The organism is Streptomyces sp. A1136 (assembly GCF_004795055.1).
Lineage (GTDB): Bacteria > Actinomycetota > Actinomycetes > Streptomycetales > Streptomycetaceae > Streptomyces.
This window is the reverse complement of sequence record NZ_SSBJ01000006.1, coordinates 56,027-71,213: the sequence shown is the minus strand read 5'-3', so window position 1 is coordinate 71,213 and position 15,187 is coordinate 56,027. Positions and strand designations below refer to the sequence as shown.

At 72.6% G+C, this 15,187-nt stretch carries 9 protein-coding genes; 1 reads left to right on the top strand and 8 read right to left on the bottom strand.

Annotated features, from left to right (window positions below; all coding sequences use genetic code 11):
• Positions 1-38 precede the first annotated feature (38 nt).
• From E6R62_RS07670 to E6R62_RS07655, 4 genes are all read right to left on the bottom strand, one after another.
• Complete coding sequence (locus E6R62_RS07670) at positions 39-1,886, bottom strand: IucA/IucC family siderophore biosynthesis protein (RefSeq protein WP_240801547.1); 1,848 nt, start codon at positions 1,884-1,886, stop codon at positions 39-41.
• 150 nt (positions 1,887-2,036) lie between these two features.
• Positions 2,037-2,726 (bottom strand): GNAT family N-acetyltransferase, encoded by a 690-nt coding sequence (locus E6R62_RS07665; protein ID WP_136212552.1) that lies wholly within the window; start codon positions 2,724-2,726, stop codon positions 2,037-2,039.
• 194 nt (positions 2,727-2,920) lie between these two features.
• Positions 2,921-4,894, bottom strand: a complete 1,974-nt coding sequence (locus E6R62_RS07660) for an IucA/IucC family siderophore biosynthesis protein (RefSeq protein ID WP_136212706.1) — start codon at positions 4,892-4,894, stop codon at positions 2,921-2,923.
• Between the two features lie 728 nt (positions 4,895-5,622).
• A complete protein-coding gene (locus E6R62_RS07655; protein WP_206308688.1) occupies positions 5,623-6,960 on the bottom strand; it encodes a diaminobutyrate--2-oxoglutarate transaminase family protein in 1,338 nt (445 codons plus the stop codon).
• A 440-nt stretch (positions 6,961-7,400) separates the two neighbouring features.
• On the opposite strand from E6R62_RS07655, the gene E6R62_RS07650 reads away from it, so the two are divergent.
• Entirely contained in the window at positions 7,401-8,579 is a 1,179-nt protein-coding gene (locus E6R62_RS07650) for a serine protease (protein WP_136212551.1), read from the top strand.
• Between the two features lie 69 nt (positions 8,580-8,648).
• On the opposite strand, the gene hflX is transcribed toward E6R62_RS07650, so the two are convergent.
• The 4 genes from hflX to dapF form a co-directional block, all read right to left on the bottom strand.
• Positions 8,649-10,154, bottom strand: coding sequence for a GTPase HflX (gene hflX, locus E6R62_RS07645; protein WP_136212550.1), 1,506 nt, complete (start codon positions 10,152-10,154; stop codon positions 8,649-8,651).
• 208 nt (positions 10,155-10,362) lie between these two features.
• Positions 10,363-11,925 carry a M1 family metallopeptidase gene (locus E6R62_RS07640; protein WP_136212549.1) on the bottom strand — a complete coding sequence of 521 codons (1,563 nt, stop codon included), beginning with the start codon at positions 11,923-11,925 and terminating at the stop codon, positions 10,363-10,365.
• 133 nt (positions 11,926-12,058) lie between these two features.
• A complete protein-coding gene (locus E6R62_RS07635) occupies positions 12,059-14,149 on the bottom strand; it encodes a bifunctional (p)ppGpp synthetase/guanosine-3',5'-bis(diphosphate) 3'-pyrophosphohydrolase (RefSeq protein WP_136212548.1) in 2,091 nt (696 codons plus the stop codon).
• A gap of 140 nt (positions 14,150-14,289) precedes the next feature.
• Positions 14,290-15,165, bottom strand: a complete 876-nt coding sequence (gene dapF, locus E6R62_RS07630) for a diaminopimelate epimerase (RefSeq protein ID WP_136212547.1) — start codon at positions 15,163-15,165, stop codon at positions 14,290-14,292.
• Positions 15,166-15,187 lie beyond the last annotated feature (22 nt).

Sequence of the window (15,187 nt, the reverse complement as noted above, 5' to 3'; positions counted from 1 at the left end):
TACGGGGCCGCACCGACAGGAACCGCATCGTCGACGGATCACGGGCGGTGCAGGGGGTTGGGAACGGTGCCGTGGGTGACCGCGTGCGGGCGGTGCGGGCGGTCGCGGTAACCGTCCTCGTGGAGCCGGTTCCGGTTGAGGCAGAGCCGGTCGATCCGCTCGGTGAGCAGGTCGAAGAGCTCGTAGCGGTCCTTGAGCTCGGGGAAGCGGGCCTGGTGGCGCAGGATCTCCGCCCGTACGAGCGACCAGAAGTCGTCCTCCGGGACTCCCATCCGGTCCTCGCAGATCGCGGACAGGTAGCGGAAGACCCCGACGAAGAGACCGGAGTGGATGAACTGCGTGAGGTAGGCGGGCGGCTCCGTCAGCAGGGCGGCTCGGACCGCCTCGGGCATCGCGTCGTGTTCGGGCAGCGCTTCCCGGCTGATGTTGACGTCGTCCACGAAGTCCTTGACCGCCATCCGGACGGGGACGTCACCCTCGTCGAAGATCACGATGGTGTTCTCGCCGTGCGGGGAGAAGACGGTGCCGTAGCGGTAGAGGAAGTGGAGCAGCGGTGGCAGCAGGGCGGCGAAGAGCCGTTGGAGCCACACGGCGGGGGCCAGTCCGGACCGGGCGACGAGCTCGGCGGTGAAGGAACGCCCGCGCGGGTCGGTGTGCAGCAGGGACGCGAGCGTACGGGCCCGCTCACCCGGGGCGAGACGACCGGTCAGGGGCTCGCGCCAGATCGCCCCGAGCAGTTCCTTGTACTGGTACGGGACCTCGGGGAGCCGGTCGTAGACGGGATGGCGGACGGTCACCGAGGCCACCTCCCCGAGGAGGAGCACCCGGCACTCGTCCCGGAGGAAGGGGTCGTTGTCCCGCAGGGAGTGGATCCAGGCGGTGACGGCGGGGGCGGCGAGCGTCAGGTCGCAGGGCAGTCCGCGCCAGACCATCGTGTTGAGGACGGAGAGCGGCAGCTTGACGCTGTGCCGCTCGGGCCTGGTCAGATTGAGGAAGGTACGGATCGACTGCTGGGGCAGTCGTACGTCGGGGTCGGCCGGCAGTGGCACCAGTTGACCCGAGGCGAGGGCGGGTGCGAACAGCGGGAGCACTATCTCGTCCCACTGCCAGGGGTGCACCGGTAGGTAGACGTAGCCGCTCGGGTCGAGGCCTCGGTCGCGCAGGGTCCGGTCGAAGGCGGCGCGGGTGACGGCGTCCAGCTCGGCGGAGTAGAGGCGGGCGGGGTCTTCCATACCGGCGGTTCCGCGGTACTCGGCCAGGGACGTGTGTGCGGCGAGCCAGGGCAGTCGTTGACGGACGCGGGACTCGGGTGCCCAGGCGGCCGTGTCGGCCGCCGACATCCCGTAACGGCCCTTGTTGAGGACGAGCCAGGGGTGGCCGGTCTGGTGGCCTTCGAGATCGGCGTAGTCGAGGTCGGCGAGGACGTCGGCGGTGAGCGCGTGGTGCTCTAGGTGGGCGTCCGCGGACAGGGTGGCGCTGAGTTCGCGGACGAGGTGGCCGAGGGTCCCGCCGTCGAGGCACAGGAGCGTGCGGGCGCGGATCAGGAACTCGAACGGGTCGCCGAAGGCGGTCGGGGGCCGGGTCGAGGGGGGTGGCGGGGTGAGGGTGATGGTGCGGGCGTCGACGTGCCAGCTGCCGTAGGAGCGGCGGCGGGCGCGGAAGCCGAGGGTGCTGCCGTCGTCGAGCGGGAGGCTCCAGATGTCACCGGCGGCCGTGGGGGCGGTGAGGGCCGGGTTGACGGCGGTGGGGGCGGCCGGGAGGGGGCTGATGATCTCCTCGTACGCGAATTCCCCGAGCATCTTGGCGAGCAGTCGACGGGTGGCGGACTCCCAGGTCACCCCGTTGATCTCGGGTGGCGTGCAGGGGTCCTGGGGCGAGGACGTCACCGCCTCGGGGAAGTGGGGGCCTGTGGAGCCTGAGGCGGCGGGGAAATTCGACACGGGACTCCTCGGGTAGCGGGAACTTCGGTCCACGGCGCGGAGTTTTCAATTGCAGAAGCGTCCAGCGATGGCGATGCCGGGACTGCGGGGCGGCAATCAGAGGAGATTGCGCAGCGCCCGCTCACGGATCATCAGCGCCGCGCGCTTCTCGGGTAGGTCGATTTCCGCGGAACAGCGGAAACCGGAATTCAGGAAGGCTGATACGGAGGGGGTGTTGCGAATGTCCGGTTCGGCGATCACGCGAGCGCAGCGTGGCCGGTTGTCGAACACCAGGTCGGCGACGGCGCGGAGCAGTGTGGTGCCCAGACCGCGGCCGCGGTTCGTGCCGTCCCCGATCAGCAGGTGGATACCCGTGTCGTGGGGGCGCGCCGGGTAGTGGCGGGCAAGCGGGTCGAGATCGGCCCGGTAGATCTCCCAGTAGCTCATCGGTGTGCCGTCGAGGAGGCCCAGGCAGGGAATGCTGCGGCCGTCGCTTTCGAGCTGGGCGCGCAGGTGTGCGGCCGTGACGGTGGCGGGACCCGCGAGTTCCCAGAAGGCCGCCACCTCGGGGTCGTTCATCCAGCGTGCGAGGAGTGCCAGGTCCCGGTGTGGTCGTACGGGTTCCAGGCGGAAGGCCCCGACCGATGTGGCGGCGGCGCTCCAGGCAGCCGGTGAGTCGAGCAGGTCTGCCTCGGCGAGCAACGGCAACCGCTGGGCGTTGAGCCGCGGTTGGACGGCTTGCCCGATGACCGTGGTGATGGCCGCGGCCGTGCGGGTGGGTCCGATGGGGGTGCGGGTGGACGGCATCGGGCTCTTCTCCGAGTCGGTGGGGCGCGTCGGTCTTTCAGTCGTTCCGTCGTTCGGGCCTTGCGTGATGGAGCTGTTGAACGGTGCGGCCTTCGCTGCTTCGCGCGGTTTCCGCGTCGTCCGGTCGTTTGTGCCCTCCGGTCGTTGTGCCGTGCGGTCGTGCAGGCGTCGAGGGGCGTCTAGGGCGTCGGCGTTCAGGTGTGAAGGGGGTTGGTGATGGTGACGTAGACGGACTGGGTGTCGACGGGGCCGACGAGCTCGTCCAGGCCGCCCAGGCGGGTGAGCAGGTTCGCCTTGCAGCGCAGGGTCGGTGAATCGAGCAACAGCGCCGGAAGCGGACCGAGGTGGGACGCCTTGCCCAAGAAGCGGCGGAAGGCGGCGAGCAGGACGCGTTCGTCCGCGAGGCGTTGTGATCCGAAGGCTCCGACGAGGCCGAAGACGTTGTTGATGCCGAGGTAGTAGGCGAAGCGTTCGTCGGTGACGGCGTCGGAGACGAAGGTGTCACCGGCGTCGCCGACGCCGGGCAGCCGGGACTGCAGTTCCGCACGGCGGGAGTAGCGGAAGTAGTAGCCCTGGTTGTCGCGGTAACGGCCGCCGATCGGCCAGCCGGCCGGGTCGAGGAGCACCAGGGTGTTCTGCTGGTGGGCTTCGAGGGCGATGCCTGCGAGCGCGTCGAAGGCGAGGACCGGCAGGACGACCTGGTCGAGGTAGCGCAGGAACCACTCGGCGGCGACTGCCGGGACGGGGCGAGCGGTGGCCGCCGCGAGCCGGGAGATCGTCTCGGCGAGCCGACTGCGCATCGTGGTCCGGCCGGGCCACGGGCGGGGAGCGGTCAGCGCGGCGATGCAGACGGCGTCGTCGCCGGAGCGGAAGGGGTTGTGGCGCAGCAGGGCGTCGAGACCTTGGACGGGCGTGCCGTCGGGGCTGTCGACGGCGACCCAGGCGGGGTCGCGGACGATGTCGAAGCCGGGGTGGGCCGCGTGCCACTGTTCGGCGAGACCGGTGCGCAGGAGTCGGTGTACCTCGACCCCGCGGTGGAGTTCCTTGCGGAGGTTCTCGCGGCGGGAGTTGGTGATGCGCAGGCCGAGGGACAACTTGAGCATCGCGGGGGCGCCGGGGCGGTGGACGGTGCGGACGGAGGAGGTGGGGTACCAGGGGTCGCCGTACGGGCCCAGGTCGGTCAGAAGTCCCGCGTCGCGCAGGGCGGCGACGGCGGGGCGGTCGAGCAGGTCGCGGGCCTGCCAGGGATGGAGGGGCAAGGGGGTGGTTCCGACGGGCAGCGGCAGGCCGGGGGCAAGGCGGGTGAGGAGCCGGGCGGCGGGGACGGGCCGGCCGCGTTCGGTCCAGGCGGAGTCGGTGGCGAGCACGGAGGGGTCGATGGCGAACCAGTGCAGGGGGAAGGAGCCGTGCAATTCGGGTGAGTAGCGGCGTACGTCGGCTTCCGAGAGCCCCTCGCGGCTCTTGGGATCGGGTTGGAGGGGGTGACCGAGGAGGAGGGACTGTTCGGCGGTCAGGAAGCGGTCCGCGGCGATGGGGGCGGGCGGGGTGGGGCGTCGGCGCCGGTCGGCGATGAACTCCGCGGTGCGGCGCACCGAGTCGGCGACCCGGCCGACGAGGTCCGCGGCGCGGCCGGTGCCCTCCCGGGCGATCAGGGCGGCGAGGGTGACGGCGTCCAGGGCCGGGGCATCGGCGGGGGCGCCTTCGAGACGGGCGGGGGCGAAGCGGTGCCAGCCGGCGGGGGACCAATGGCGGACGGCGACGAGCAGCGTCACACCGGATGCGGGAAGGGGGACGCGCAGGAGGGTGCCGACCGGCCCGTTGGGTCGGCTGAGGCCGCTCTCGCGGACCCAGCACCGCAGCAGGTTCTCCACCGTCGCGGCTTCGGCGGCGATGCCGGGGTCGGGGTGGTCCAGCAGGTCGGGCAACGCCTCCGGGTCGGGGCCGAGGAGGCCGGCTCCGGCCGGGAGGGGCCGCAGGGTGGGCCTCTTCTGCCGCGGCACGCCGACGGCGGCGGGTGCCGTCGGCCGGTGACGGTCGCCCGACAGGTGTGCTGCCTGCGCCTCGTGGGAGGTGGGGCAGGCCTCGGGCGGCGGGGGCTGTGCGGCGGCGCCGGCCTGCTCTCGGGCGGGCGTCGGCACCTGGCTCGGCCGGCCGGCCGTCGGCGCCACCTCGACCGAGTCCGGGCCGGAGGCGGTCCCGCCTTCAGGGAGGTCGGCCGGGCGCTGAACCGGGTCGGGGAGGGCCGGCTCGGCGGGGGCGGCGTCCGCGTCCAGGGCGCCGACCGGCCGGGGTCCGGTGCCCGGCGCGGGCGCCCGACCGGGCCCGGTGCCCAGGCTGACGATCGGCGCGGAACCGAATCCGAAGCCCTGCCCCCGGCCGGGGTCGCCGTCCCGCGCCGGGCTCGGGGTGGTGGCCCGCGGCGTGCCGAGCGGGGCACTCGGGGACGGGGCGGTGCCATGGGGCGCGGCGGTGGGAGTGGTGCAGCCGGCCGGCTCGTACGCAGAGCCCGGCACGGGCGCCTCACCGGGCCCGGTGCCCCGCCCGACGGCCGACACCGGGCCGGCCCCGACGCCCGGGCCACCGCCCGGCCCCGGGCTCGGGGTGGGGGTGGGGGCGGGGGGCGGGGTGGTGCCCGGCGTGGTGGGGCCGGGCGGCACGGCGCCCGGGGGCGGGGTGGCGGCCTGACCGCCGAATGCGCTCTCGATCCGGGCCGGGGCGGGGGTAGCGCCCGGGGACGGGGAAGCGCCGAGGGGGCGGGTGGGCGGGGGCGGTGTCGCGGTGCCGTCCTGGGGCGCGGCCAGGCCCGAGGGCGGGGGCGGTGTCGGGGTGCCGTCCTGGGGCGTGGCCGGGCTCGGGGGTGGGGTGGGGTCGGGCATCGGGCGGTCCTTGGGGTAGGTCAGCGGGGCCGGCGGGCGGCGGCGGGGACGGCGTCGGTCAGCCGGTCGAGGACGGCCCCGGCCTGCTCGTCGGTCAGCGTCAGCGGAGGCAGGAGGCGCACGACGCTGGAGTGACGGCCGCCGAGCTCGACGATCAGGCCCCGGTCCAGACACTCCTGACGGACGGCAGCGGCGAGCTCCGGGGCGGCGGCTCCGGTGTCGGGGTCGACGACTTCGACTCCGATCATCAGACCGCGGCCCCTGACGTCCCCCACGCACGGCTGGGCGGCGGCGAGTTCGCGCAGCACCGTCAGCATCCGCTCCCCCAACACGGCGGCCCGCTCGGCGAGACCGTTGCGTCGGACGTAGGCCAGGGTGGCGGTTCCGGCCGCCATGGCCAGTTGGTTGCCGCGGAAGGTGCCCGCGTGGGCGCCGGGCGCCCAGACGTCCAGCTCCGCCCGGTACACGATCACGGCCAGCGGCAGGCTGCCCCCGATCGCCTTGGACAGCACCATGACGTCGGGCACCACCCCGGCGTGGTCGACTCCCCAGAAGGCGCCGGTGCGCCCCACCCCCGTCTGCACCTCGTCCGCGATCAGCGGGATGCCCCGTGCGGCGGTGATCTCCCGCATCCGGCGCAGCCACCCGTCCGGAGCGGGGTGGACCCCTCCCTCACCCTGGACCGGTTCGACGATCATCCCGGCGGGCGTCGGCACCCCGCCCTTGGGGTCGTCCAGCAGGCTCTCGGTCCACCGCGCCGACAGCCGCTCCCCTTCGGCTCCGCCGACCCCGAACGGGCACCGGTGGTCCTGCGGGAACGGCAGCCGGACGACCCGTACGTCGCAGGCCCCGCCCGATACCTCCAGCGCCCCGGCCGTCATGCCGTGGTACGCCCCGGTGAAGGCCAGCAGTCCCGACCTCCCGGTGGCGGTGCGGACCAGTTTGAGCGCCGCTTCGACCGCGTCCGTCCCCGCGGGCCCGCAGAACTGGATCCGGGCGTCCGCCGCCAGTGCGGGCGGCAGGGTCGAGAACAACTCGGTGGTGAACGCGTCCTTGACCGGGGTCGCTAGGTCCAGCACGTGCAGCGGGGCGCCGGAGTCGAGCACCGACCGGATGGCTTCGAGCACCACGGGGTGGTTGTGCCCCAGGGCGAGCGTGCCCGCGCCGGAGAGGCAGTCGAGGTAGCGCCGTCCGTCGGCTCCCTCGATCGTCAGTCCCCGGGCGCGTACCGGGACGATGGGCAGGGAGCGTGCGTAGGTCCGCGCGGCGGACTCCCGCGAGGACTGCCGGCGCAGGATGCCTTCGGCGATCACGCCACGCCCCATCGCGCCATGGCCCACCGCGTCATGGCCCACCATGCCCTGCCCCATCGCGTCCTGCCCCACGACGGACTGCTGCACGACGGACTGCTGCACGACGGACTGCTGCACCGCGTCCTGCCCCACCACCGCGCCCCGGGTCTCGGCCTCGGTTGCGGCCGGCTCGGTCAAAGGCTCGCTCCACGCCACGAGTGTCGGTCCTCCCGTCCGGAACTCTCGTCCGGATTGCGTCTCGAACAGGAACGCTGCTCCCCCATCCCCCGTACGTACCAACGACGGTGACGGCGACGGATCACGGGTGGGCGGAAGATCCTTGGGCGCGCGGTGGCAGACGGCCCGTGAAGTGGAACCGCGGCCCCGGCCTGTGTCGTCCTGAACCGCAGCGGCATAGTGGGGTGCTGTGCCGGCGGCGCGCGAAGGGGCGTGCCGGGAGCACCGCACCCCGTTCAACGCCTCGAACCACCAGGGGGACTTACGACATGCGACCGAACCGACCGGTCACCGCGACGCTGTGCGCGGTCGCGCTCGTGTGGACGGCCGCGGCCTGCGGGCCCGGTGACGACCAGGCCGGCGGCGACGCCAAGCCGAGCGTGGCGGCCAGCCTGCCGTCCGGTTCCACCGACGGGATCAAGATCCCGGACGACATCAAGGACAAGCTGAAGCAGCACGGCATAGACATGGAGAAGTGGAAGGGGGGTGCGTGGAAGAACTGGAAGCGGGAGGACTGGCTCCGCGAGGCGGGCGACTACATCAACCCGGTCATCGAGGGCCTGTGGGACCCGGACCGGATGCGTGACGCCGACAAGACGCCGCAGCCCCCGGCCGTCGACCCAGACGCCGGCAAGGACCAGGGCGTCACCGACCCCACCCCCGCACCGGTGGTGGCGAAGCAGGCGGACGCTCCGTACCACGCCAACGTCCCCGCGTCCGGCAAGGTCTTCTTCGACGGGCCGGAAGGCTCGATGGTCTGCTCGGCGACGGTCGTGAAGGACCCGGCCCACCCCGGCAAGTCCAACCTGGTCTGGACCGCGGGCCACTGCGTGCACGCCGGCAAGGCCGGCGGTTGGTACCGCAACATCGCCTTCGTCCCCTCCTACAACAACGCGGGCAAGACCGCGGCGCAGCTCAAGGGGGCACCGCGGGACCAGGTGGCTCCGTACGGCGTGTGGTGGAGCGACTGGGCGCAGACCTCGGACCAGTGGATCGCGACGGGCGGTCCGACGGGCGGGGCGGGCGCCCCGTACGACTTCGCGGTGCTGCACGTGACCCCGGAGAAGGGATCGGGCAAGTCCCTGGAGGAGACGGTCGGCTCGGCGCTGCCGGTGGAGTTCGCGGCCCCGGCGGTGCAGAAGGTCGCGAGCATCACGGCGACGGGTTACCCGGCGGCGGCCCCGTTCGACGGTCAGCGTGCGTTCCAGTGCACGGACAAGCCCGGCCGGCTGTCGCTGACGGCGGCCGCCCCGGTGATGTACCGCATCGGCTGCACGATGACCGGCGGTTCCTCGGGTGGCGGCTGGGTCGCGGCGGGCGCGGACGGCAAGCCCGCGCTGGTGTCGAACACGTCGATCGGTCCCGCCAAGGCGGGTTGGTTGGCCGGTCCGCGGTTGGGCCCGGAGGCCAAGGGCGTGTACACCGCGGTGAGCAACAAGTTCAAGTAGGCGAAGACGGAGAGGGCCCCCGCGTCGGCGGGGGCCCTCTCTCATGTCGTGCGGCCGGTGTCGGCGGCGTCAGTGCTTCGCCGGCACGTACGGTGCCAGGTCCGCGGCCAGCTCCTGGTGGACCCGCGCCTTGAGCAGGGTGCCCTCCGGGGTGTGCTCCTCGGAGATGACCTCGCCCTCGGCGTGTGCCCGGGCGATCAGCGAGCCGCGGGTGTACGGCACCAGGGCCTCCACCTCGACCTCCGGTCGGGGCAGCTCGGTGTCGATGAGCGCGAGGAGTTCCTCGATGCCCATGCCGGTCCGCGCGGAGACCGCGATGGAGTGCCGCTCGATGCGCAGCAGGCGCTGGAGGACCAGCGGGTCCGCCGCGTCCGCCTTGTTGATCACCACGATCTCGGGCACGTTGACCGCGCCGACCTCGCGGATGACCTCGCGGACCGCCGCCAGCTGCTCCTCCGGGGCCGGGTGCGAGCCGTCCACGATGTGCAGGATGAGGTCGGAGTCGCCGACCTCCTCCATCGTGGAGCGGAACGCCTCGACCAGGTGGTGGGGCAGGTGCCGGACGAAGCCGACGGTGTCGGCCAGGGTGTAGACCCGGCCCGAGGGCGTCTCGGCCCGGCGCACGGTCGGGTCGAGGGTGGCGAACAGCGCGTTCTCCACCAGCACGCCCGCGCCGGTGAGGCGGTTGAGCAGCGAGGACTTGCCCGCGTTGGTGTAGCCGGCGATGGCGACCGAGGGCACCTTGTTGCGACGCCGCTCCTGCCGCTTGATGTCGCGGCCGGTCTTCATCTCCGCGATCTCCCGGCGCATCTTCGCCATCTTCTCGCGGATGCGTCGCCTGTCGGTCTCGATCTTGGTCTCACCGGGGCCTCGGGTGGCCATGCCGCCACCGCCGCCGCCGCCCATCTGTCGGGACAGCGACGCGCCCCAGCCGCGCAGCCGCGGCAGCATGTACTGCATCTGCGCGAGGGCGACCTGCGCCTTGCCCTCTCGGGACTTGGCGTGCTGGGCGAAGATGTCGAGGATGAGGGCGGTCCGGTCGACGACCTTCACCTTGACGACGTCTTCGAGGGCGATGAGCTGGCCGGGACTGAGCTCGCCGTCACACACGACGGTGTCCGCGCCGCTCTCCATGACGATGTCACGCAGCTCGCGGGCCTTGCCGGAACCGATGAAGGTGGCCGGGTCGGGCTTGTCGCGGCGCTGGATCACGCCGTCGAGTACGAGCGCGCCTGCGGTCTCGGCGAGCGCCGCGAGTTCCGCGAGGGAGTTCTCGGCGTCGTCCACGGTGCCGGAGGTCCAGACACCGACGAGTACGACGCGCTCCAGGCGGAGCTGTCGGTACTCGACCTCGGTGACGTCCTCGAGTTCGGTGGAGAGGCCGACGACGCGGCGCAGGGCGGCGCGCTCCGAGCGCTCGAACTGGTCGCCGTCGCGGTCTCCGTCGATGTCGTGGCTCCAGGCGACGTCCTCTTCCATCAGGGCATCGGCCCGAAGGCTCTCGGTGAAGCTCGGCGAGTCCTGCACGTCCTGTGCGTCCCGCGCGTCCTGGGAAGGGGAAGAAGAGGAGGTCATTGGATCCTTACGTCGATTCGGATGTGTCCGCGTACGGCGACTGCCGGGGCTGCCGCCAGGCGTGACATGACACGGTCGTGACATAGCACTGTCAGGTTCAACGTGTCACACCGCCCGGAGATTCCCGGACCCGGGGGCCCGTGGCCCCGCGGACCGGCCTGTCGATGGTGACATGCCCGTTCGGCGCCCGTCACACGCTTTTCGGCCCTCAGCCCCTCTTCCCCGCCTCGCCCTTCTTCCCCGCTTCGCCCTTCTTTCCCGTTTCGGCCGCCTTTCCCGGCTCGGCCGGCTTCGGGGCCCCGGCCGTCTTTCCCGTCCCGGCCGTCTTCGGGGCTTCCGACGCGCTCCACTCCGGGTGTCCGGGCATCGGCGGGGTCGTCGTGCCGTACAGCCACGGCTTGAGGAAGGCTTCGAGGTCCCGCCCGGCCTCGCGTGAGGCGAGGCGTACGAAGTCGTCCGTGCCGGCGGTGGAGTCCGCGTGCTCGGCCACCCAGCGCCGCTCGACGCGGTCGAAGGCGTCGACGCCGATCTCCTGGCGCAGGGCGTACAGGATCAGCGCGGAGCCGTCGTAGACCACGGGACGGAACAGTCCGATCTTCTCCCCGGGCGGGGCCGGCTTGGGCGCCGCCGGAGGGCCGCCGGCAGCCCGCCACTGGTCGGAGCGCTGGTACGCCTCGCGCATGCGCCGCTCCAGGGAGTACTTGCCGAGGCCGTCCGCGTACAGCGCCTCGTACCAGGTCGCGTGCCCTTCGTTGAGCCACAGGTCGGACCAGGTGCGCGGGGTCACGCTGTCGCCGAACCACTGGTGGGCGAGCTCGTGGACCATGACGGACTCGACGTACCACTGGGGATAGGTGTTGGCCGTGAACAGGCCGCTCTCGAAGAGCGAGAGGGTCTGGGTCTCCAGCTCGAAGCCGGTCTTGGCGCGGGCGATAAGCACGCCGTAGTTCTCGAAGGGGTAGCGGCCGACCCGCTTCTCCATCCACGCGATGTGCTCGGGGGTCTTCTTGAGCCAGGGCTCCAGTCGCTGCCGGTCGGCGGCCGGCACCACGTCGCGCAGCGGCAGCCCGTGCGGCCCGGTGCCGGAGGTCACCGCAGAGGTGCCGATGGAGACCTGGGCGAGCTCGGTCGCCATGGGGTGCACGGTCAGGTAGGTCCAGGTGGTGGGCTGTCCGGAGCGTCGTGCGGGGAGGGTGGCGGGCAGGCCGTTGGCGACGGCGGTGAGACCGTCCGGGGCGGTGATCCGGAAGGTGAAGAACGCCTTGTCGGCGGGGTGGTCGTTGCTCGGGAAGACCCGGTGGGCGGCGTCGGCCTGATTGGCCATGGCGAGCCCGTCGTCGGTGGTCACCCAGCCGCCGTCGTCGCGGCCGCGCGGGTCGCTGGTGTGCCGTACGACGATGCGCAGCGGCGTGTGGGCCGCCACCGGGCGCGCGGGGGTCAGTACGAGGTCCTCCCCGGCGCTCTCGAAGCGCGCGGGTTCGCCGTTGACCTCGGCGGAGGCCACGGTGCCGTGGGTGAAGTCCAGGTTGACGCGCTGGAGGTCTTCCAGGGCCCGGGCGTCGATGACGGTGACGGCGTCGAGCGGGCTGTGGTTGTCCTTGTAGGTGAAGGACAGGTCGTACGAGAGGACGTCGTAGCCGGGGTTGCCGAGTTCCGGGAAGAGGCGGTCGCCGATGCCGAGCGCCTTCGGCGGCGGCAGTACCGCGGCGACGAGGGTGAGGGAGGCCGCGGCGAGCAGCGCGGCGCGCAGGCGGGGGGAGGTGAGCTGCATCCACCATCGCTTACCAGTGCCCGGCGTCCCGTTGCGACCGGCGCGCGACGGGGCCACCCGAACGAGGGCGCCGGGCCGGGGACCGGCCTACGCCGGGCCTTGGAGTGCCCGGGCCCGCTAGTGCCCGGGCCCGCTACGCCCGGCTGACGTCGTAGACGCCCGCCACGTCGCGCATCGCCCGCATCAGCGCCGGGAGTCCGGCCGCGTCGGGGAGCTGGAGGGTGTAGGTGTGCCGGACCCGCTGCTCGACGGGTGCTTCCACGGTCGCCGACACCACCTCGACCCCCTCGCGGGCGATCGCCTCGGTCAGATCGGCCAGCAGGTGCGGGCGGCCGAACGATTCGGCGACCAGGGTGACGCGGCAGTCCGCGGTGGCCCGCCAGTGCACGGCGACCGAGGTGCGGCCGACGGCGCGCATCTGGGCCACGGCCGGGCAGTGCACGCGGTGCACGGTGACGGCCCCGCCCCGTACGACGAACCCGGCGACGGCGTCCGGCGGCACGGGGGTGCAGCATCCGGCGAGTCGTACGTGCGCGTTCGGCAGGTCGGCGACGGCGTTGCCGCCGCCCCCGCGCGCGCCCACGACGGACAGGGGGGCCCGCGCGGCTGCGGTGGTGGTGGCCGCGGCGCCGTCGGGGTGGGCTTCGAGCCAGCTGCTGATGGCGATCCGGGCGGCGGGGGTGGTGGCGTGGTCCAGCCAGTCGGCGGCCGGCCCGGAGGAGGCGTCGTGGGCGAGCAGCGGTTGCACGGTGTCGCCGTCGCGGAGCCGGGAGGACAGTGAGGTGAGGCGCCCGTTGACGCGGGCTCCGATACAGCCGTGGGCCGCCTCGCCGTACTGGGCGTAGGCGGCGTCGATACAGCTGGCGCCGGCGGGCAGGGTCAGGGCGCGCGGGGAGGTGGCGGCGGCGGCGACGCCGAACACGGTGATCTCCCGGTCCTGGGCGAGTTCGGCGCGCAGGACGGTCCAGAAGGTGTCGGGGTCGGGCGCGGACTGCTGCCAGTCGAGGAGGCGGGACAGCCAGCCGGGACGGGTCGGATCGACGCGTTCCTCGTCGCTGTCGGCGGCTTCGCCGGTGGTGTACGGGTTGCCCAGTGCCACCACGCCGGCCTCCGCGACGCGGTGCATCTGCCGGGTGCGGACGATGACTTCGGCGACGTGACCGTCGGGCGTGGCGACGGCGGTGTGCAGCGACTGGTAGAGGTTGAACTTCGGGACGGCGATGAAGTCCTTGAACTCGGATACCACCGGCGTGAAGCAGGTGTGCAGTTCGCCCAACACCCCGTAGCAGTCGGCGTTCTCGGCGACGAGGACGAGGATGCGCCCGAAGTCGGAGCCGCGCAGCTCGCCGCGTGTGCGGGAGATGCGGTGGACGGAGACGAAATGGCGTGGTCGGACGACCACTTCGGCGGCGATGCCGGCGTCGCGCAGGACGGCGCGTACGGAGTCGGCGATCGCGGGCAGCGGGTCGTTCTCGCCGGCGTGCGCGGCGATGAGCGCGCGGGTGTGCTCGTACTCCTCGGGGTGCAGGATCGCGAAGACGAGGTCTTCCAGTTCGGTCTTCAGGGCCTGGACGCCGAGCCGTTCGGCGAGCGGGATGAGGACGTCGCGGGTGACCTTGGCGATGCGGGCCTGTTTGTCGGGGCGCATCACGCCGAGGGTGCGCATGTTGTGGAGCCGGTCGGCGAGTTTGATGGACATGACGCGGACGTCGTTGCCGGTGGCGACGAGCATCTTGCGGAAGGTCTCAGGTTCGGCGGCCGCCCCGTAGTCGATCTTCTCCACCTTGGTGACGCCGTCGACGATGAAGCACACCTCGTCGCCGAACTCCGCGCGGACCTGTTCGAGGGTCACCTCGGTGTCCTCGACGGTGTCGTGCAGCAGGGACGCCGTCAACGTGGTGGTCTCCGCCCCGAGTTCGGCGAGGATGAGGGTGACGGCGAGCGGGTGTGTGATGTACGGCTCACCGCTCTTGCGCATCTGACCGCGGTGGGAGGTCTCCGCGAGGAGGTAGGCGCGCCGCAAGATGGACAGATCGGCGTCCGGATGGTGGGCACGATGGGCCTCCGCGACGTGCCCGATGGCGTCCGGGAGTCGGTCGCGGGACGGCGGACCGAGCAGGGCGGCGCGCCCGAGCCGACGCAGGTCAAGCCTGGTCCGGCTCCGTCTGCGCAGCTCAGGGCGCGCTTCGGGATGTGCTTCGGGGTTCGTGGCCTCTGCACTCATGGGAACCTCCGGCGGCTTCGACCGGCGGTGGTGGGCATGGGGTGAGCCCTCAGGGCCGGTGCCTGATGTTACCGACCCCACCACGTGGCGCAGTCCACCTCTCGCACAGCGTGAAACGGATCACCCATTAGAGGGAAGCTTCAGGCGAAAGCCGTTTCGGTCAGCCAGGCCGCGTCGAACTCCCCGGAAGCCACGATGACGGCGGGTCCGGTCATGTCGACGCGCCCGTCGGGGTGTTCGGTGATGAGGAGCGTGCCGCCGGGGAGGTCGACGGTGTACGTGACCGGTCGGCCGGTGACGGCCGGGTCGGCGCCGTCCCGGCGGATGGCGGCCACGGCGACGGCGCAGGCGCCGGTGCCGCAGGAGCGGGTCTCGCCGGAGCCGCGCTCGTGGACGCGCATGGCGACGTGCCGGGGGCCGCGGTCGACGACGAACTCGACGTTGACCCCCGTGGGGTAGGCGGACGCCGGGCTGTACGGCGGGGCGGTGAGCAGGCTCCCGGCGTCGTCGAGGCTCTCGACGAAGGCCACGGCGTGCGGGTTCCCCATGTTCACGTTCCGCGCGGGCCAGGTGCGCTCGCCCACGGAGACGGTGACCTCGCCTTCGGGCAGTTCCGCGCGCCCCATGGACACGGTGACGTCGCCGGTCTTGTCGAGGTGTACGCGCTTGACGCCGCCGCGGGTGGCGACGGCGAGGTCGCCGGGCTCGACGTGGCCGGCGTGCTGGAGGTAGCGGGCGAAGACGCGCACGCCGTTGCCGCACATCTCGGCGACGGAGCCGTCGCTGTTGCGGTAGTCCATGAACCATTCGGCTTCGCCGGCCATGTGAGAGGCCTCGGGGTGGGCCGCGGACCGCACCACATGCAGCACTCCGTCCGCGCCGATGCCGGCCCGCCGGTCGCAGAGCTTGGCGACGGCGCTCTCGGGCAGCTCGACGGCGTTGTCCGGGTCCGGGACGATCACGAAGTCGTTCTCGGTCCCGTGGCCCTTGAGGAAGGAGAGGGTGGTGTGCGTCACCGGCCCATCGTAGAGGACGGGG